This is a genomic window from Mycobacterium sp. IDUB_21 (genome assembly GCF_055419425.1).
The window spans coordinates 29564-48435 of record NZ_JBVAXQ010000011.1; the positions used below are offsets into that span (position 1 = coordinate 29564).

The following is an 18872-nucleotide window of genomic DNA, read 5'->3' on the forward strand; positions in this document are numbered from 1 at the left end:
ACGACCGACGGTACCCCGCAGCCCGCTTAGTATTTTCGCCGTGGTGACAGATATCGGTGGTAGCGGACCCCGCCGATCCCCCGGCGGTTTGACCGGTGGCCCCGTCACCCGGGCGAGTGTGGCCCGGGTCGGCACCGCGACCCTGCTCAGCGCCCTGTGCGGCTACGCGGTGCTCTACCTGGCGGCACGTGACCTGGATCCGGCCGGCTTCTCGGTGTTCGGCGTGTTCTGGGGCGCGTTCGGCCTGGTCGCCGGTGCCGCCAACGGGCTGCTGCAGGAAACCACCCGGGAGGTCCGGTTCGCCCGGGAAGTCCGGGACGCGTCGGCAGCACACACCCGGCCGCTGTGGGTGGCCGGGCTGGCCGGAGTGACGGCGGCCGGGCTGGTCGCCGGCAGCTCGCCGCTGTGGAGCAACCACGTGTTCGTCGAAGCGCGGTGGCTGTCGGTGGGCCTGCTGTGCTTCGGGCTGGTCAACTTCGCCGTGCACGCCACCCTGCTGGGCATGCTGGCCGGCACCAACCGGTGGACCCAGTACGGGGCGTTGATGGTGACCGACGCGAGCATCCGGGTGGCGGTGGCCACCGCGACGTTCGTGATCGGCTGGGGTCTGGTCGGGTTCCTGTGGGCCACTGTCGCCGGCGCGGTGGCCTGGCTGCTGCTGCTGGCCGCATCTCCCGCGACCCGATCGGCGGCACAGCTGTTGACCCCGGTGGGCACCGCGGATTTCCTACGCGGCGCGGCGCATTCGATCACCGCGGCCGGTGCCAGCGCGATCCTGGTGATGGGTTTTCCGGTGCTGCTGCAGGCCACCTACGGCGAGCTGGGCGCCGAGGGCGGCGTGGTGATCCTGGCGGTCACCGTGACCCGCGCACCGCTGCTGGTGCCGCTGACCGCCCTGCAGGGCAACCTGATCGCACACTTCGTCGACCAGCGCGGAAGACGACTGCGGGCGCTGCGAACCCCGACGGCGTCCGTCACCGCGGTGGGCGCGGTGGGCGCGGTGGCCGCCGGCCTGCTCGGCCCGTGGCTGCTGCGTACGGCTTTTGGCCCGGACTACAACGCCGGCGGGCTGCTGCTGGCCGGACTGACCACGGGGGCGACCGCGATCGCGCTGCTGACGCTCACCGGCGCGGCGGCGGTGGCCGCGGCACTGCATCGCGCATACGCGCTGGGCTGGGTGGGCGCGACCGTGACGTCGGCGTTGCTGTTGATGCTGCCCTTGGAACTGCCGACCAGGACCGTCGTCGCACTGCTGTGCGGGCCGCTGGTGGGAATCGCGGTGCATCTGGCCGCGTTGCGCGCGGCACCCTGAACCACCCACCGGCCCGGCTACACCGGTGCCAGCGGACCGACGTGTATTTTTTAGACATCGATACCAGGTCAAAGCCCCCTTATCCCGACGTCTGGATCATCGTCCCGGCCTTCGGCGAGGCGGCCGTCATCGGCGATGTGATCGCCGGCATCCGATCGGTTTTCGCATCGGTGGTCTGCGTGGACGACGGCAGCACCGACGACACCGCCGCGATCGCCCGGCGCGCCGGCGCCTACGTCGTGCGTCATCCGGTCAACCTCGGTCAGGGCGCGGCCATCCAGACCGGGGTCGAGTTCGCCCGCCGACAACCCGGCGCCCGACTGTTCGCCACCTTCGACGCCGACGGTCAGCACCGGGTGGCCGACGTGGTGCGCATGATCGAGCGTCTGGACAGCGCGGATCCCGACGCCGCGGTTCTCGATATCGTCATCGGCACCCGCTTCGCCGCGCCCGAGGCGGCCGCCGCGGTACCGCCGCTCAAACGACTGGTGCTGCGCACTGCGGTGTGGCTGAACCCGCGGATCCGCCGGCTGGGGCTCTCCGATGCCCACAACGGGCTGCGGGTGTTCAACCGGCGGGTCGCCGACCGTCTCGACCTCACCATGAACGGGATGAGCCACGCCGGGGAGTTCATCGCTCTGATCGCCGAAAACCATTGGCGGGTAGGCGAAGAGCCGGTCGAGGTGCTCTACACCGACTATTCGAAGTCGAAGGGCCAGCCGCTGCTCAACGGCGTCAACATCATGTTCGACGGCTTGCTGCGCAAGAGGATGTCGCGATGAACAGGATCGTTTTTCAGTGAACTGGATCAAGGTACTGCTGATCGCGGCGGTGATGGCGCTGTTGATCTACCTGCTGCTGTCGCGACGGTCCGCCCAGTCCCGGGCCTGGGTGAAGGTCGGCTACCTGGTGTTCGTGGTGGCGGGTATCTATGCGGTGCTGCGTCCGGATGACACCACCGTGGTGGCGAACTGGGTCGGGGTGCGCCGCGGCACCGACCTGATGCTCTACATCCTGATCATCGTGTTCGCATTCACGACACTGAGCACCTACATGCGGTTTCGCGACCTGGAACTGCGTTATGCCCGGCTGGCGAGGGTAGTGGCGCTCACGAAGGCCCAGCCGCCGGAACCTCCGCTGGAACCGCAGCCGAAACCACAGTAATTCGGCGACAGTTGGCCTCGCGGTAACAACAGGTTTGCCGCTCGTCTGGGTCCGCCCGTCACGCTTGGGCATATGAGGTCAACCGAAGTCCTGGCGGAACCACTGGCCGAAGTCACGGCACAGGTCCTGACGGTGCCGGTGATCGAGTTGTACGCGTGGCTCTGGCGCGCCGGGCTGCTCGAGGTGCGGCATCCCGCGTCCAAGCGCCCGCCGTCCGAAATACGGCACCTTCGAACGGCGGGATGACCCCTCCGGTGCCATGAAGGGAATCAGTTCGATGAACCAGAAACGGCTCAGCGCACCAATTCCAGCTTCCGGGACGTCTTCTTGGCGGTGGCCTTCGTGACCGGGGCCTGCTTGGCCGGCGTCTTCGCCGCCGGGGCCTTCTTGACCGGCGTCTTCTTGGCGGGAGCCTTTTTCGCCACCGGAGCCTTCTTGACCGGGGCCTTTTTCGCCACCGGAGGCTTCTTGACCGCCGCAATCTGCTTGGCCGGCGTCTTCTTCGCCACCGGGGACTTCTTGGCCGGGGTCTTTTTCGCCGCCGGGGCCTTCTTGGCCGCCGCGATCTGCTTGGCCGGAGCCGTCTTGACCAGGGCCAATACCGGGGGGACCTCGAGTGGGGCGTTCGCCGGGTCCTTGACGGGGCCGTCTTCAGCGACACCCGAGAACCGGCTTGCCACGGCCACCGCGGCGGTGGCCGCCGCGGCCGTGCCGACGCCCTGCGCCCAGCCGATCGGGCCGACCGGCGTGCAGCCGAGCAACTGGCTGATGCCGGGGGTGCTGACGAGCGCGGCGAACAGCGCGAACGACCCGGCCGCGGTCGCCAGCACCATCGGCGCCCGCGAATCGACCACGGTCTGACCGAGTTCGGTAGTCACCAGGGAGATGAGCGCCACCGTCGCCGCCCGCTGCGGCATGCCGGTGACGGAGGCCATCGCCCAGGCTGCGGTGCCCGCGGCCGCGGTGACCCCGCCTCGGAACGCCACCGCGCGCCACAACTTCTGCTCGTCGAGTCCGCGCACCGCGCCACCGATCGGGCCGGCCGGTGTGCTCACCGCGACGGCAGTGGCCGGCAGCGCGTCGGTCAGGGTGTTCATCAGCAGCAATTGCCGGGTGTTCAGCGGCGAATTCCCGGTGACCGCGGTCCCGATGACGGAGAAGATCACTTCGCCGGCATTGCCACCGAGCAGCCCGGAGATGGCGAGCTGCACACCGCGCCACAGTCGCCGGCCCTCGTCGATCGCGTCGACCAAGGCACCGATCTTGCCGTCGGTCAGCACGACGTCAGCGGTGGCGTGTGCCGAGTCGCTGCCGTGCGCGACGACACCCAGTCCCACGGTGGCGGCCCGGATCGCGGCCGCATCGTTGGCACCGTCGCCCACCATTGCCGAAACCCGGCCGGCGCGCTCGAGCGTCTGGACGATCTGCACCTTGTTCTCCGGCGACATCCGGGCGAAGATCACCCGTTCACACACCACCTGCTCTTGTTCCTTGCGGTTCAACGCATTCCACTCCGAGCCGGTGATGACCTGCTCGGCCGGGACCGTCACACCCATCTCGGCGGCGATGGCGGTGGCCGTGATCGGGTGGTCGCCGGTGATCATCCGGATGTCCACCCCGCGGGCGGCCAGATCAGCCAGCAGCTGCGGGGCGTCGGCGCGGGGGGTATCGGCCAGACCGAGGAACCCGATCAGCGTCAACCCCGAACCGGCCACGTCGACGATCCGGTCGGAGTCATCTCGAACGCTCCGCACCTGCACCGCGGTCAGCTTGCTCTGCGCCACCGCGATCACCCGCAGCCCTTGGGCGGCCATCTCGGCGACCTGCTGCTCCACCGCGGCACCGGCGTTCTTGCAGGCCTCCAGCACCACTTCGGGTGCGCCCTTGACGACCAGGTCCGACCCCAGCATCGATGCCGAGAACGCGCGTCCCGAACGGAATGGCAGGTGGGCGTCCGGTTCCTTCCACGGGCGGGTGCCGGACGCGGCTGCTGCACCCTCGACGATGGCCTGGTCGGTGGCGTGCGCGTACGCCGCACCGTCGGGCGCCGGCGCCGCCTGCGCCGCGGTACCGAGCACGTCGTCGGAGGAATGGCCCGGAAGCGGGCGCACGGTGGTGACCCGCAGCCGGTTCTCGCTGAGCGTCCCGGTCTTGTCGAAGCAGACCACGTCGACCCGGCCGAGCGCCTCCACCGACCGCGGGATCCGCACCAGCGCACCGGATTTGCTCAGTCGCTGCGACGACGCATGCTGGGCCAGGGTCGCCATCAGCGGCATCCCCTCCGGGACCGCGGCGATCGCGACCGCGATCGCGTTGCCGAGTGCCACCCGCAGTCCGCCCTGACGCAGCAGACCGAGCGCGCCGACCGCCACACCTCCGGCGGCGCTGTACGGGAAGGTCCGGTACATCAGCTGGGACAGGTGGTGTTGCAGACCGACCTCGGGCAGCTCGCCGGAGGCCAGTTCGGAGGCCCGGCGGGCTTGGGTGTCCGCACCGACAGCGGTCACCATCGCCAGTGCCTTCCCGGCGATCACCGTGCTGCCCGCGTAGAGCATGGAGCTGCGCTCGGCGATTTCGGCGCCGGGGGTCGGTTCGAGCTGTTTGCCGACCGACAGCGATTCGCCGGTCAGCGACGACTCGTCGACCTCCAGGTCGGACACCTCGATCACGCGGGCGTCTGCGGGCACCACCTCGTTACTGCGCACCTCGATCAGGTCACCGGGCAGCAGTTGTTCAGCGACGATCTCGTGGTAGGTCGGGGTCCCGTCGGCTCCGGTCAGCACGAGGCGGGCCGGCGGGGCCTGCTGCGCCAGCAGGATGTTCAGTCGGCTCTCGGCCCGCAGCCGCTGGTAGGCCGCCAGCATGGCGTTGCCGGTGAGCACCGTGCCCACCATGACGGCGTCGATCGGCGAACCCAGCATGGCGGTCGCCGCCGAGCACAGCGCCAGGATCGGGGTCATCGGGTCCGACAATTCGGCGCGCACGGCATGGAAGTACGGCCAGAACACGCCCTGCGATGCCGACTCGACCGGAGCCCGGTCGGCCAGCGGGGTCAGCTGCTCCGGCGTCAGCAGTTCCTGCACCTGCTCGATCGACATGGCGTGCCATTCATAGGCCGGCGCCGGCTTCGGCGCGCGAGTACGCAGCGTCCGGCGCGCGAGCAGGTAGCCGGACAGCATCCCGGCGCCCGCGCCGATGGTCACCGGCCCGGGGCCGCGGCCCTGCCCCGCACCGACGCCGGGAATCGTCGCCCGGACACCCCGAACCAGCAGCAGCCCGGCGATGGTCGAGGCACCGATCGAGATCGCGACACCGCGCTCACTGGCTTCGCGGGCGGCCGGCAGCGCGCGCAGCACCTGCCATGCGTCGGCCAGGTCGGCCAGCAACAGGTCGGCGTAAAAGGGTGGTGGGGTGTCAGCCTCCGGCATGACCCCCAGAGCCAGGTCCGCCGACGCCAGTGCCTGCGCCGCGACGCTGGACAGCACCGCCACGGTGCGGCCGGCCTGCTGCAGATCGGTCACCGCTGCGGCCAGGGCCGCGTCGATGTCGTCAGCGGCACTGCCGCCTTCGACTCCACGGACGTCGTCGAAGCCGGGACGCAACTCGCCCAGGATGTCGACGTCCACCGTGACCAGTTCTGCTCCCGAAGCACGCGCCTCGAGCACCACCGCCGACGCCAGCGCGTGGTGCGCGGGCAGGATCAGCGCTTCGACGGGCTGGTTGCGGCTTGATCCGCGAGCAGCCATCTTGGGGACCCGGTGCCAGCCCGAATGCAGCCCGGGCCGGTCGAGCAGGCTCTGCGCTTGCTTCCAGGCCAGCGGCAACTCATGCTCACCGGCGCCGCGGATCTGCACCACCCGGCGCTGCTCGCCTGCCAGCACCCGCGGGTCGATGACCACGGTGTCGACCTTGTCGAGGCGGCGCAGGCTGTCCGGGCGCAGCGGCAGCACCCCGTGCTGCTCCGCCAGGCCCTGGCCCAGGGTCGCGGCGAACGACTCGCAGCTGGTGCGCACCGCTTTCGGGGAGGCCGCCAGGATCGCGTTCGAAGTCATGTCCAGGTTGCGGGTCAGCGCTCCCACCACGCCGGCACCGACCACCTGCGCCAGCGCCGTGCGTTTCAGGTGGCGTTCGGCTGCGCCGTCCGGCCGCGGGACCGGGCGCGGTGCGGCGTACACGCCCGGATGATCGGCGTAACGGGCCAGCTCCGGCTCGTAGCGGTTCCATGCCAGGGCCCCGGCGCGCAACTCGGCGGCTTTGAGTCCCTCCACCATCAGGTCCACCGCGAGGATCACCGGTGACATCGTGATGACGTGCGACCCGAGCGAGGCCAGCGAGAGCACGGTGTCGGTCTTGCTGCGCCCGATCCGGCTTTCCAGCAGGCTGCGAACCCGCGGCTGGTAGCGCGCCACCGACGCCGCGGCATCGAAGATCTTGGGCGCGGCCGGCCATCGCAGCGCGCTGCCCGCCGTCGCGATCGCCAGTCCTACGGCATTGGCGCCCACCATCGCGCCCTTGGCTGCCAGCAGCAGGCCGTCGCCCGGCAGTGCCGCACCGTCGGTGGCGCTCAATTCGGCACCACTCTCGACGGCTTCCACCGCGGCACACAGGTCGGCCAGCGCAGTATCGTCGTCGATTTCGACGACCACCCTCGACAGCGGGCGGTTCAGCCGCACCGAGGTGACGCCCGGCTGGGCCTGCAGGGCTTCGAGCACCGCGGCCCCGATATCAGCGTCGGCGTCCTGATCCAGCCCGCGGATTTCGATCCAGGCCCGTCCCGCACCGCGCCAGCTGCGCCGGCTGGTCAGATCCGAGCGCTCACCGGCCAGGATTTTGGCGCCTTCACGAAGGGGGATGGCAGCGATGTCCAGGCTGGCCGACGCCATCGCGCCGACGGTGTCCAGGCCGACGCGGCCGAACGAGAACACATCCATGGATTTCCTCCAGCGTCATTGGTGCGCTGGAGGTCTCTTCCGCCGGTAACCGGCCCACAGCACCGGTCGTCCGATGACGGGCGACGAGTTGACGACACTGCGACGAAGGAATACTCCCCTCCGTGGAGGAAGTATGCCACATCGTTCAGTTCGATTTCACCTGCCGGAAATACGACACCGTTCGGGCGACGCCGTCGGCCAGCTCGACTCGCGGGTGCCAGTCCAGCACCTCCCGCGCCCGGGAGATGTCCAGGCAGGACCGCTTCAGATCGCCCAGCCGGGGCGGGTGGAACTCCGGGTCATCGGGTGCGCCGACCGCGGCGGCCACCGCCGAATGCAGTTGCCGGTCCGAGGTTTCCACGCCGGTGCCGACGTTGAACCGCTGCCCGTCGCCTCCCTCGCCAGCCGCCCGCACGAAGGCGTCCACCACGTCGTCGACGAAAACGTAGTCGCGGGTGTTGGATCCGTCGCCGAACACCTTGGTCTGTGTGCCGTTCAACAGCGCCTGGGCGAAGATCGCCACCACTCCGGCCTCCCCGTGCGGATCCTGTCGGGGGCCGTAGACGTTGGCCGGCGCGATGGCCGAACACTGCAGGCCGTAGAGGTGCCGGAACGTGTTGAGGTAGATCTCGCCGGCCACCTTGCCCGCGGCGTACGGCGAAGCCGGGTCGGTGGGATCGTCCTCACTGGTCGGGTAGCGCGGCGGGGTGCCGTAGATCGACCCGCCCGAGGAGGTGTGCACGATCTTGCGCACTCCGGCCGCGCGCGCGGCGTCGGCGAGCCGGATCGTGCCGACGACGTTGACCGAGGCGTCGAATGCTGGGTCGGCGACCGAATGCCGGACGTCGATCTGGGCGGCCAGGTGGAAGATCACCTCCGGGCGGTAGCGTGCCAGCACATCGCCCAAGTCGGCGGTGACGATGTCGGCCTCGACGAAACTGAAGTCGGCGTCATCGGTGAGGTGCTCGAGATTGGTGGCCCGCCCGGTCGCGAAATTGTCCAGTCCGACCACCACGTGACCGTCCACCCGCAGGCGGTCGACCAGCGTTGATCCGATGAATCCAGCTGCTCCGGTGACCAGTGCTCGCACCGGCCCACCATACCGACAGGTAAGAAAGACCAATGCGCATGCGCCGCCGGCGACGATGCGGAGCGGAGCGACGAGGAGGAGTGGCGGCATATGCCGAGCCGGATGACCACCCGACCCTGGGTCTGCTGGATTGCGGTGGCCCTGGTCGCCGCCCAGCTGGCGGTCCGGGCGGTGGTGGCGTTCGGAGGCTATTTCTACTGGGACGACCTGATCCTGATCGGCCGGGCCGGCACCCACGATCTGCTGTCGTCGTCGTATCTGTTCGACGATCACGACGGTCACGTGATGCCGGGCGCGTTTCTTCTCGCCGGCGCACTGAGCCGGATGTGGCCGCTGCAGTGGGCCGCGCCGGCGGCCAGCCTGGTGGTGTTGCAGCTGCTGGCGTCGTTGGCGCTGCTGCGGGCGCTGTGGGTGATTCTGGGCTGGCGGCCGGCGCTGTTGGTGCCGTTGACCTTCGCGCTGTTCTGCCCGCTGGGCCTGCCGGCGTTCGCGTGGTGGGCGGCCGCGCTGAACTCGCTGCCGATGTGCGCGGCGCTGGCCTGGGTGTGCGCCGACGCGATCCTGTTGGCGCGCACCGGGAATCGTCGCTACGCGCTCACCGGCACGCTGGCATACGCGGGCGGTCTGCTGTTCTTCGAGAAGGCCGCGGTGATCCCGTTCGTCGCGTTCGCGGTGGTGGCGCTGCTGCGCTACGTGTCCGGGGAGCGGTTGGTGGGTGCGCTCGCGGAGGCGTGGCGGGGCGGGGCCCGGTTGTGGACCGCGACGCTGGTGGTGACCGGTGGGTGGATCGCGGTCTATCTGGCGGTGGTCAACCAGAAGCGGTGGAGTTTCGACCTGGACATGACCCGCGATCTGCTGCTGCGCTCGATCACCCACGGGATCGTTCCGAGTCTGGCCGGCGGCCCGTGGTCGTGGGCCCGCTGGGCCCCGGCCTCACCATGGGCCCTGCCCGGTCCGGCGGTGATGACGCTGGGCTGGCTGGTGCTGGCGGGCCTGCTGGCGGTGTCGTTGGCCCGCAAGCAGCGGCTGGTGCCGGTGTGGCTGGTCGCGGCAGGCTACGCGGCGGCCTGCCAGGTCCCGATCTATCTGATGCGGTCCTCGGCGTTCACCGCGCTGGAACTGGCTCAGACCCTGCGATACCTCGCTGATCTGGTCGTGGTGCTGGCGATTCTGGGCGCCGTCGGATTCGGCGCCCCGAACCGGGATTCGTCGCGGTGGCTGGACGCCTCGCCGTTGCGCACCGCGGTGGTGACCGGTCTGGCGGCGGCATTCACGATGAGCAGCCTGTATTCGACGGCGACGTTCCTGACCCGCTGGCGCGACGACCCGGCCCGGTCCTATCTGCAGAACGCCCAGCACGCCCTGGCCGCCGCCCACGCCGACTCCGACGCGCCGCTGCTCGACCAGGAGGTGGACCCGCTGGTGCTGCAACGGGTGGTCCACCCGGAGAACCTGGCCAGCCACCTGTTCGCCCTCGTTCGTGACCGGCCCGAGTTCGCTTCGGCGACAACGCAACTGCGGATGCTCACCAGTGCGGGAACGTTGACCGACGCCCAGGTGACCTGGGTGCGGTCCATCGTGGCCGGACCGGTGCCCCGCTGCGGGTATCTGGTGCAGCCGGATCTGCCGGTAACGCTCGCGCTGGACGGTCCGCTGCTGCCGGCCGACTGGACCGCCGAGATCAACTACCTGGCCAACGTCGACGGTTCGATGACGCTGTCGCTGTCCGACGGACCCGATGTCCGGGTCCGGGTGCTCCCGGGGCTCAATCGTGTCTACGTGCGGCTTCCCGGAGCCGGCTACAACGTCACCGCCCGTGCCGACACCGCGGCGCTGTCGGTGTGCATCGCAGCGGGGCCGCTCGGGTACGTCGCGCCGAAATGACTCCGCGCGGCGCGCCGCACGTCGACCCGGCGCCGGTACGTTCTACAGACGTGCCCATGGTGCCAGTCCCGACGCCGCGTGTACCGACGCCGCGTGTACCGATGCAGTACCTGCGCGGCTCGTCGGCCGCGGAGCCGCGCACCCTGATCGACGTCCTGCAGGCGACCGCGGCCCGCTACCCCGAAGCCGCCGCGATCGACGACGGCGAAGTGATGTTGACCTACGGCGAGCTGATCGCCGACATCGAGGAGAGCATCGCGTGGCTGGGCGCCCGCGGTCTCGGCCGCGGCGACCGCATCGGCATCCGGATGCCATCGGGCAGTTACGCGCTCTACGTGGCGATCCTGGCCACGTTGGCCGCCGGCGCCGCCTACGTGCCGGTCGACGCCGACGATCCCGCCGAGCGCGCCGAACTGGTGTTCAACGAGGCGCAGGTGGCGGCGGTGCTCACCGAACAAGGCTTGATCGCCGGCCCGGGGACGTCGCACGGTCGGCAGGCGTCGGCGCCATCGCCCAGCGATGACGCCTGGATCATCTTCACCTCGGGTTCCACCGGCACCCCCAAGGGGGTGGCGATCACGCACCGCAATGCGGCGGCCTTCGTCGACGCCGAAGCACAACTGTTCTTGCAAGACAACCCGATCGGTCCCGGCGATCGGGTCCTGGCCGGGCTGTCGGTCGCGTTCGACGCCTCGTGCGAGGAGATGTGGCTGGCGTGGCGATACGGCGCATGTCTGGTGCCCGCACCGCGGTCGCTGGTGCGCAGCGGCATGGACCTGGGTCCGTGGCTGGTGTCCCGTGACGTGACCGTGGTGTCGACCGTGCCGTCCCTGGCAGCGCTGTGGCCGGCCGAGGCGCTGGAAGAGGTGCGGCTGCTGATCTTCGGTGGTGAGGCGTGCCCGCCGGAACTGGCGGCCCGGCTGGCGATGGACGGCCGCGAGGTGTGGAACACCTACGGCCCCACCGAGGCCACCGTGGTGGCCTGCGCGGCGCGGCTGGGCGGGTCCGGGCCGATTCAGATCGGATTGCCGCTGTCGGGCTGGGATCTGGCCGTGATCGACGCCGACGGGCAACCCGTCGCCCTCGGCGAGGTCGGCGAGTTGGTGATCGGCGGTGTGGGGTTGGGCCGCTACCTCGACGCCGACCGGGACACCGAGAAGTACGCGCCGCTGGCCTCCTTGGAGTGGCCGCGCGCTTACCGCAGCGGCGACCTGGTCCAGCTGGAACCCGACGGGCTGATCTTCTGCGGCCGTGCCGACGATCAGGTCAAGGTCGGCGGTCGGCGCATCGAGCTGGGAGAGGTCGACACCGCGCTGTTGGCACTGCCCGGGGTCAGCGGGTGCGCGACCGCAGTGCGGGCCAGCCTGACCGGTACGCCGCTGATGGTCGGCTACCTGGTGAGCAGCGACCCGGAGTTCGATCTGGCCGCCGCGCGCGCGGAGCTCGACCGGCGGCTGCCTTCCGCACTGGTCCCCCGGCTGGTGCTGATCGACGAGCTGCCCACCCGGACCTCGGGCAAGGTGGACCGTGACGCTCTGCCGTGGCCGGTGGGTCCGGAGCCCGGGTCGGGCAGCCTGTCGGGCACCGGCGACCCGGACAGCACCCTGGGCTGGCTGGCCGGGCTGTGGCGCGACGTGTTGGGCACCGCGATCGACGACGAGCAGGCCGATTTCTTCACCCTCGGTGGCGGGTCGCTGCAGGCAGCCCAGCTGGTGGCCGCGTTGCGGCAGCGCTACCCGCAGACCACCGTCGCCCAGCTCTACGACCGGCCGCGGCTGGGCTCGCTGGCCGGATTCCTTGACGACATGGGCCGGACCGATCCCGCGGGCGCGGCCACACCGTGCACGGTGCGGCCCACCCCGGCGCTGACGCAGGCCGCCCAGGTGCTGTTGTCGGTGCCGCTGGCCACCCTGACCGGGTGGGCGTGGGTGACCTGGCTGGCGCTGGCCAACAACACGCTTGCCGCATGGCACCCACTGCCCTGGCTGGTGCACCTCGACTGGTGGTGGGTGATCGCCGCCTTCGTGCTGTTCGTCACCCCGCTGGGCCGGATGGGCATCGCGGTGCTCGGGGCCCGCGTACTGCTGGCCGGCCTGCGGCCGGGAACCTATCGGCGCGGGGGCCCCGAGCACCTGCGAGTATGGACCGCCGAACGCCTCGCGGCGGCCAGCGGTGCCGAGAATCTCGCCGGGGCACCATGGCTGGTGTATTACGCGCGGGCGCTGGGCAACAAGATCGGCGAGGGTGTCGATCTGCACTCCGCCCCGCCCGTGACCGGGATGCTCACGCTGGGGCACCGCTGCTCCATCGAACCGGAGGTCGACCTGAGCGGGTATTGGCTCGACGGCGAGAAGTTCCACGTCGGCCCCGTCACGGTCGGCAACGACGCCACCATCGGCACCCGAACCACGTTGCTGCCGGGCGCCTCGATCGGCAAGGACGCCGACGTCGCCCCCGGCTCCGGGGTGATCGGCGAGGTGCGCAAGGGGCAGTACTGGACCGGTTCGCCGGCGATGAAATCCGGTAAGGCGCGCCACCCTTGGCCAGATCACCGGCCGCCGCCCCGCCCGGTCTGGGTGGCGATCTACGGGCTGACGTCGATACTGCTGGGCGCCGTGCCGTTGCTGGCGCTGGGCGCCGGGCTGGCCGTGCTGGGTTGGGCGATCCATGACGCCGCCACCTTGGGTGCGGCGATAGGCCCGGCGGCGTGGTGGACGCCGGTGGCGGCGCTGACCGCGTTGGGCAGCTACGCCGCCTTGACCATCGCCGGGGTGCGGCTGCTGTCGATCGGGCTGACCGAGGGCTACCACCCGGTGCGCAGCCGGGTGGGCTGGCAGCTGTGGGCCACCGAACGCCTGATGGACGCCGCCCGCGACTACCTGTTTCCGGTGTATGCCAGCCTGATCACGCCGTGGTGGCTGCGGTTGTTGGGGGCGAAAGTCGGTGCGGGCACCGAGATCTCGACGGCCCTGCTGATCCCGAAGTTCACCGTTATCGCCGACGGCGCCTTTCTCGCCGACGACACCATGGTCGCCTCCTATGAGCTGGGTGGCGGCTGGATCCACGTCGCGCCGGCCACCATCGGCAAGCGCGCATTCCTGGGGAACTCCGGGATCACCCAGCCGGGCCGACGGGTACCCGACAGGGCGTTGGTGGCGGTGCTGTCGACGGCGCCGTACAAGGCCAAATCCGGCTCGTCGTGGCTGGGCAGCCCCCCGGTCCGATTGCGCCGCAAAGCAGCCGACCTCGACGCCGAGCGGACCTTCGAACCACCGCTGCGGCTGAAGCTGATGCGCGCCGCCATGGAAATCTTCCGGTTGGTGCCGGTAATGGTGACCTTCGCGATCGGGGTCGCCACGCTCGGCGTCTTGCAGTGGGGGGCAACACAGTTCGGTTACGGCTGGACGGCCCTGGGCAGCGGGGTGACGCTACTGGGGGCGGGAGCGGTGGCCGGCGGCATCGCGGTGGTGGCGAAATGGCTGATCGTCGGCCGGATCCGGGCGAGGCAGCACCCGCTGTGGTCGCCGTTCGTCTGGCGCAACGAGGTGTCCGACACCTTCGTCGAGACGGTGGCCGCCCCGTGGTTCGCCCGTGCGGCCACCGGGACCCCGGTGATGAACCTGTGGTTGCGGGCCTTGGGCGCCACCATCGGCCGCGGGGTGTGGTGCGAGACGTACTGGCTGCCCGAAGCCGACCTGGTGACGCTGGGCCCCGGAGCGACCGTCAACCGCGGATGCGTGGTGCAGACCCACCTGTTCCACGACCGGATCATGGCGATGGACACCGTCACGTTGGAGGCCGGCGCCACCCTGGGACCGCATTGCGTGGCGTTGCCGGCGGCGCGACTGGGCGCGGGTGCCACCGTCGGCCCGGCCTCGCTGGTGATGCGCGGCGACGAAGTGCCGCCGGCGACCCGCTGGCAGGGCAACCCCATCGCGCCGTGGCCGGTGTCCCGCAAAAAGCGCGGCTCTTCGGATGGCCCGCCCGAGGAGTCCGCAGCGTGAGCAAACCTGTCAAAGCGTCCGCCAAGGAGGCCGAGATCGACCAGCCCGTCCTGGACCCCTACCTGCCCGGCAGCGGCAATACCGGCTACCGGGTGTCCCGCTACGAGCTCGACTTGGAGTACAAGGTCAACAGCAATCGGCTGTCCGGCACCGCGACCATCACCGCGGTCACCGTCGCCGCATTGCGCGATTTCACCCTGGATCTCGCAGATGCGCTGTCGGTGGCCAAGGTATGGGTCAACGGCCGGCAGCCCGCCCGGTTCGCCACCTCAGCCGCGAAGCTTCGGATCACCTTGGCGACCCAGTTGCCGGCCGGGGCCGCACTGATGATCACGATCCGGTACTCGGGTTCCCCGGGGCCCAGCGAAACCCTGTGGGGTGAGGTGGGTTTCGAGGAACTGTCCGACGGCGTGCTGGTCTCCGGACAACCCAACGGCGCACCGTCGTGGTTCCCCTGTGACGATCAGCCCACGGCCAAGGCCAGCTACCTGATCCGAATCAGCACCGACAGCTCCTATCGCGCGGTCGCCAACGGCGAACTGGTGTCGCGGCGGGCCCGCTCGGCCCGCACCACCTGGACCTACGAGCAGCCCGAGCCGACACCGACCTATCTGGTCACCCTGCAGATCGGCCGGTATGTGACCCACCAACTGCCCGATTCGGCGGTCCCCATCCACGCGGTGCTGCCCGCCCGGCTGGCACGCGAGTTCGACCAGGATTTCGCCCGTCAGTCGCAGATGATGGAACTGTTCGTGCAGTTGTTCGGACCCTACCCGCTGAGCGCCGGCTACACGGTGCTGGTCACCGACGATGATCTGGAAATTCCCCTTGAGGCCCAGGGGATTTCGATCTTCGGCGCCAATCATTGCAACGGCACGGGGAAAGCGGAGCGGCTGATCGCCCACGAGCTGGCCCACCAATGGTTCGGCAACAGTGTCACGGTGCGACGCTGGCGCGATATCTGGCTGCATGAGGGATTTGCCTGCTACGCCGAGTGGCTGTGGTCGGAGCATTCCGGCGGACGCAGCGCCGACGAATGGGCGAGCCACTACCACCGCCGGCTGGCCGCGCTGCCGCAGGATCTGCTGCTGGCCGATCCGGGGCCGGCCGACATGTTCGACGACCGGGTGTACAAACGCGGCGCGCTCACCCTGCATCTGCTGCGTGGTCAATTGGGTGACGACGCCTTCTTCGCCCTGCTGCGCGAGTGGACGACGCGCTACCGCCACGACAACGCCGATACCGATGACTTCACCGGGTTGGCCGCCGGCTATGCCAGCGAGGCCTCGGGGCCGCTGCAGCCGTTGTGGCAGGCCTGGCTGTATTCCACCGAGCTCCCCGCGCTGTAGCGCGGTCTGTGACCCGGACACATATGCGTTTCGTATGAGTCCCGGATGTCAGCTTGCCCGGCCGGCGCGACCGAAAATACCTTTGGATATCGGCGATTGAGGAGTGCCGATGAATTTTGCAGCGTTGCCGCCAGAGGTCAACTCTGCGCTGATGTATTCCGGGGCGGGATCCGGCCCGATCCGGGCCGCCGCCACGGCCTGGAAAGCCATGGCCGCCGAACTGGAATCAGCAGCCAACTCCTACCGCACCGTCATCGCCGGACTCACCGACGAAGCCTGGCAAGGCCCCGCCGCCACCTCCATGGCCGCCGCCGCAGCCCCCTACGCCGCCTGGATGTCCACCACCGCAGCACAAGCCGGCCAAGCCGGCACCCAGGCCAGCGCCGCCGCCGCCGCCTACGAAACCGCCTTCGCCATGACCGTGCCCCCACCGGTCATCGCCACCAACCGCACCCAACTGGCCACCCTGATCGCCACCAACTTCCTCGGCCAAAACACCGCCGCCATCGCCGCCAACGAAGCCCTCTACGGGCAAATGTGGGCCCAAGACGCCACCGCCATGTACGGCTACGCCGGCAGCGCCGCAGCCGCCACCCAACTCCCCACCTTCACCGCACCCCACAACAACGCCAACGCAGCCACCCAAAGCGCCTCAGCCCTGCAAAATGCCGGCAATGCCGCCGGACTGGTCGGCTCCGCTGCGGAGTCCTCCGGGGCCTACCAGGGTGCCGGTGAGGAGGGCTTGCTGCTGGACGTCCTGGTCGCGCTCGTCGAGGTGGACAGTCTTGCGCCGTTCGAGGGCGGCGGCGCGGGCCTTGAATTCGGTGGCCTGGCGATCGAGGCAGCCAGCCTGGGGCCATTCGCCGGGCTGGGTATCACCGGTGACTTCGGCGCCGCGAGCGGTCTGGGCCTGATCGGCCAGACAGCGCCGGCCGGCGGCCTGCTGGGGCTTGGCCCGTCCGTCGGCGCTTCGCTGCCCGCGGCCGGTCTGAGCGGCGCCGGCCGGGTCGGTGCGACCTGGGCGAGCATGGGCAAGGCGGTGCCGCTGGGCTCACTGTCGGTGCCGCAGGCCTGGGCCGCCGCCACACCGACCGTGGTACGCGAGATCGCCTTGGTGTCGGCACAATCCGGCGCGGCCTCAGCGGCTGCGGCCGTCGGAGCCGTGGGAGTGCAAACCCCCTTCGGCGAGATGGCCCTGGCCGGCATGGCCGGACGCGCCATGGCCGGCACCGTCGGCCCGGGACGCCGGCCGCCGATGGCAACCCAGCCAAACCCCACGGCACGTCCCGATCCCCCGTCCGAAGCCCCGAACGAACCCGGAGCGCCGGAGGACACCGTGACGGGCGTCCAGATTCTCGCCGAACTGCGGGGTCTCGCGGAGCTGCGGGATTCCGGGGTTCTGACGGACGAGGAATTCAACAAACAACGAGAACGCGTTATCGAAGCCTTTGTCGACGAGTGAATTTCAAACGGGGAGGTCAGTAGATGTCTTTCGTGGTCACACAACCGGAGCTGCTGTCGGGGGCGGCCGGCGATCTGGCGGGAATCGGTTCGGCGGTGCAGGCGCAAAGCGCCGCGGTCGCCGCCCCGACCACCGCGATGGCGGCGCCCGCCTCCGATGCGGTCTCGACGTCGATTGCGGTGCTGTTCAACACCAACGGCGCGCTGTTTCAAAGCGTGGCCGCGCAGGCCGCGGCCGTCAATGCGATGTTCGTCGCCGCGCTGAATGGCGGCGGTGCGTCCTATGCGACCGCCGAGGCCGCCAACGCGTTCGCCGCGGGTTGAGCCGAACGAGGAGTAACCGATGAATTTTGCAGCGTTGCCGCCAGAGGTCAACTCTGCGCTGATGTATTCCGGGGCGGGATCCGGCCCGATCCGGGCCGCCGCCACGGCCTGGAAAGCCATGGCCGCCGAACTGGAATCAGCAGCCAACTCCTACCGCACCGTCATCGCCGGACTCACCGACGAAGCCTGGCAAGGCCCCGCCGCCACCTCCATGGCCGCCGCCGCAGCCCCCTACGCCGCCTGGATGTCCACCACCGCAGCACAAGCCGGCCAAGCCGGCACCCAGGCCAGCGCCGCCGCCGCCGCCTACGAAACCGCCTTCGCCATGACCGTGCCCCCACCGGTCATCGCCACCAACCGCACCCAACTGGCCACCCTGATCGCCACCAACTTCCTCGGCCAAAACACCGCCGCCATCGCCGCCAACGAAGCCCTCTACGGGCAAATGTGGGCCCAAGACGCCACCGCCATGTACGGCTACGCCGGCAGCGCCGCAGCCGCCACCCAACTCCCCACCTTCACCGCACCCCACAACAACGCCAACGCAGCCACCCCGAGCGCTGCACCGGCACAGGCCATGCAAACCGCCGGCAGCGCCGCCGCCGGCCACGCCCTGACCGCAGCCACCCAACTGGCCGCGCCCGCCGCAGAAACATCCAGCGGTGCCATATCGCCCGGCTTGGCCTTCGATCTGGCCGGCGCGGTGCTCGAGGTGGGCAGTGTCGGCCCGTTCGGCGGAATCGGCTTGGGTGGCGCATTCGGCGGGTTGGCGATCACCCTGGGCGAACTCGCCTTCCCGGAAGGCGCCGAAGGGCTCGGAGCGCTGGGTGGCCTGGGCCTGATCGGCCAAACCGCCCCGGCCGTCGGTGCTCTGGGATCCGCAGTCGGCCCGGCCGGCGCGACGTGGGCGAGCATGGGCAAGGCGGTGCCGCTGGGCTCGCTGTCGGTGCCGCAGGCCTGGGCCGCCGCCGCACCGACTGCGGTACGCGAGATCGCCTTGGTGTCGGCGCAATCCGGCGCGGCCTCAGCCGCCGCTGCCGCCGGAGCCGCCGAAGCCGAAACCCCCTTCGCCGAGATGGCACTGGCGAGCATGGCCGGACGCGCCATGGCCGGCACCGTCGGCCCGGGACGCCGCCCACCGATGACCACCCAGCCCAATGCCACCGCACCGCCCAAGCCGGCCGACGAACCCGAAGAATCGGACAAGCCGGCGAAGGCGAAGGCGATCGGCGTCGTCGCCGAATTGCGCGCGCTCGTGGAGTTACGGGACACGGGCGTTCTGACCCAGGAGAAGTTCACCCAGCGCAAGGAACGCCTCCTCGGCGAATGACCTCGGATTCGGGGTGGACAATG

The 18872-nt window shown here is 70.2% G+C and carries 11 protein-coding genes and 2 pseudogenes; 10 read left to right on the forward strand and 3 right to left on the reverse strand.

Features of this window, described 5'->3' with window-relative positions:
• The first annotated feature begins 40 nt into the window (after positions 1-40).
• From ACZYY4_RS16465 to ACZYY4_RS16480, 4 genes are all read left to right on the forward strand, one after another.
• Entirely contained in the window at positions 41-1312 is a 1272-nt protein-coding gene (locus tag ACZYY4_RS16465; protein WP_463811069.1) for an MATE family efflux transporter, read from the forward strand.
• Positions 1313-1353: 41 nt separating this feature from the next.
• Entirely contained in the window at positions 1354-2094 is a 741-nt protein-coding gene (locus tag ACZYY4_RS16470; RefSeq protein WP_463811070.1) for a glycosyltransferase family 2 protein, read from the forward strand.
• Between the two features lie 16 nt (positions 2095-2110).
• Positions 2111-2476, forward strand: a complete 366-nt coding sequence (locus ACZYY4_RS16475; RefSeq protein ID WP_463811071.1) for a DUF2304 domain-containing protein — start codon at positions 2111-2113, stop codon at positions 2474-2476.
• Between the two features lie 72 nt (positions 2477-2548).
• Positions 2549-2722, forward strand: a complete 174-nt coding sequence (locus tag ACZYY4_RS16480) for an Rv1535 domain-containing protein (RefSeq protein ID WP_463811072.1) — start codon at positions 2549-2551, stop codon at positions 2720-2722.
• Positions 2723-2826: 104 nt separating this feature from the next.
• Here the strand turns inward: ACZYY4_RS16480 and ACZYY4_RS16485 are convergent.
• From ACZYY4_RS16485 to ACZYY4_RS16495, 3 genes and pseudogenes are all read right to left on the reverse strand, one after another.
• Positions 2827-2958 (reverse strand): annotated as a pseudogene (locus tag ACZYY4_RS16485) (hypothetical protein); the annotation flags it as partial.
• Positions 2935-7359, reverse strand: a pseudogene (locus ACZYY4_RS16490) (HAD-IC family P-type ATPase); the annotation flags it as partial. The pseudogenes ACZYY4_RS16490 and ACZYY4_RS16485, both read right to left, overlap by 24 nt.
• Positions 7360-7552: 193 nt before the next feature.
• On the reverse strand, positions 7553-8497 hold the full coding sequence (locus tag ACZYY4_RS16495) for an NAD-dependent epimerase/dehydratase family protein (protein ID WP_463811073.1): 945 nt from the start codon (positions 8495-8497) through the stop codon (positions 7553-7555).
• 102 nt (positions 8498-8599) lie between these two features.
• Here ACZYY4_RS16495 and ACZYY4_RS16500 point away from each other — a divergent pair, with 102 nt between their 5' ends.
• The 6 genes from ACZYY4_RS16500 (at position 8600) to ACZYY4_RS16525 (ending at position 18849) form a co-directional block, all read left to right on the forward strand.
• On the forward strand, positions 8600-10381 hold the full coding sequence (locus tag ACZYY4_RS16500; protein ID WP_463811074.1) for a hypothetical protein: 1782 nt from the start codon (positions 8600-8602) through the stop codon (positions 10379-10381).
• Entirely contained in the window at positions 10378-14385 is a 4008-nt protein-coding gene (locus tag ACZYY4_RS16505; RefSeq protein ID WP_463811075.1) for a Pls/PosA family non-ribosomal peptide synthetase, read from the forward strand. The genes ACZYY4_RS16500 and ACZYY4_RS16505 overlap by 4 nt, the downstream gene beginning before the upstream one ends.
• Positions 14382-15734, forward strand: coding sequence for a M1 family metallopeptidase (locus ACZYY4_RS16510; protein ID WP_463811076.1), 1353 nt, complete (start codon positions 14382-14384; stop codon positions 15732-15734). Before ACZYY4_RS16505 ends, ACZYY4_RS16510 begins: the two co-directional genes overlap by 4 nt.
• A gap of 109 nt (positions 15735-15843) precedes the next feature.
• Positions 15844-17196 carry a PPE family protein, SVP subgroup gene (locus ACZYY4_RS16515; protein ID WP_463811077.1) on the forward strand — a complete coding sequence of 451 codons (1353 nt, stop codon included), beginning with the start codon at positions 15844-15846 and terminating at the stop codon, positions 17194-17196.
• Between the two features lie 23 nt (positions 17197-17219).
• Positions 17220-17519 (forward strand): PE family protein, encoded by a 300-nt coding sequence (locus tag ACZYY4_RS16520; protein WP_463811078.1) that lies wholly within the window; start codon positions 17220-17222, stop codon positions 17517-17519.
• A 19-nt stretch (positions 17520-17538) separates the two neighbouring features.
• Positions 17539-18849, forward strand: coding sequence for a PPE family protein, SVP subgroup (locus tag ACZYY4_RS16525; RefSeq protein ID WP_463811079.1), 1311 nt, complete (start codon positions 17539-17541; stop codon positions 18847-18849).
• Positions 18850-18872: the final 23 nt, after the last annotated feature.

Bases quoted from the DNA above. Each gene is read 5' to 3' on its own strand.
- ACZYY4_RS16500 (WP_463811074.1), top strand. From the start codon at position 8,600: ATGACCACCCGACCCTGGGTCTGCTGGATTGCGGTGGCCCTGGTCGCC.
- ACZYY4_RS16525 (WP_463811079.1), top strand. From the start codon at position 17,539: ATGAATTTTGCAGCGTTGCCGCCAGAGGTCAACTCTGCGCTGATGTAT.
- ACZYY4_RS16520 (WP_463811078.1), top strand. From the start codon at position 17,220: ATGTCTTTCGTGGTCACACAACCGGAGCTGCTGTCGGGGGCGGCCGGC.
- ACZYY4_RS16505 (WP_463811075.1), top strand. From the start codon at position 10,378: ATGACTCCGCGCGGCGCGCCGCACGTCGACCCGGCGCCGGTACGTTCT.
- ACZYY4_RS16480 (WP_463811072.1), top strand. From the start codon at position 2,549: ATGAGGTCAACCGAAGTCCTGGCGGAACCACTGGCCGAAGTCACGGCA.
- ACZYY4_RS16515 (WP_463811077.1), top strand. From the start codon at position 15,844: ATGAATTTTGCAGCGTTGCCGCCAGAGGTCAACTCTGCGCTGATGTAT.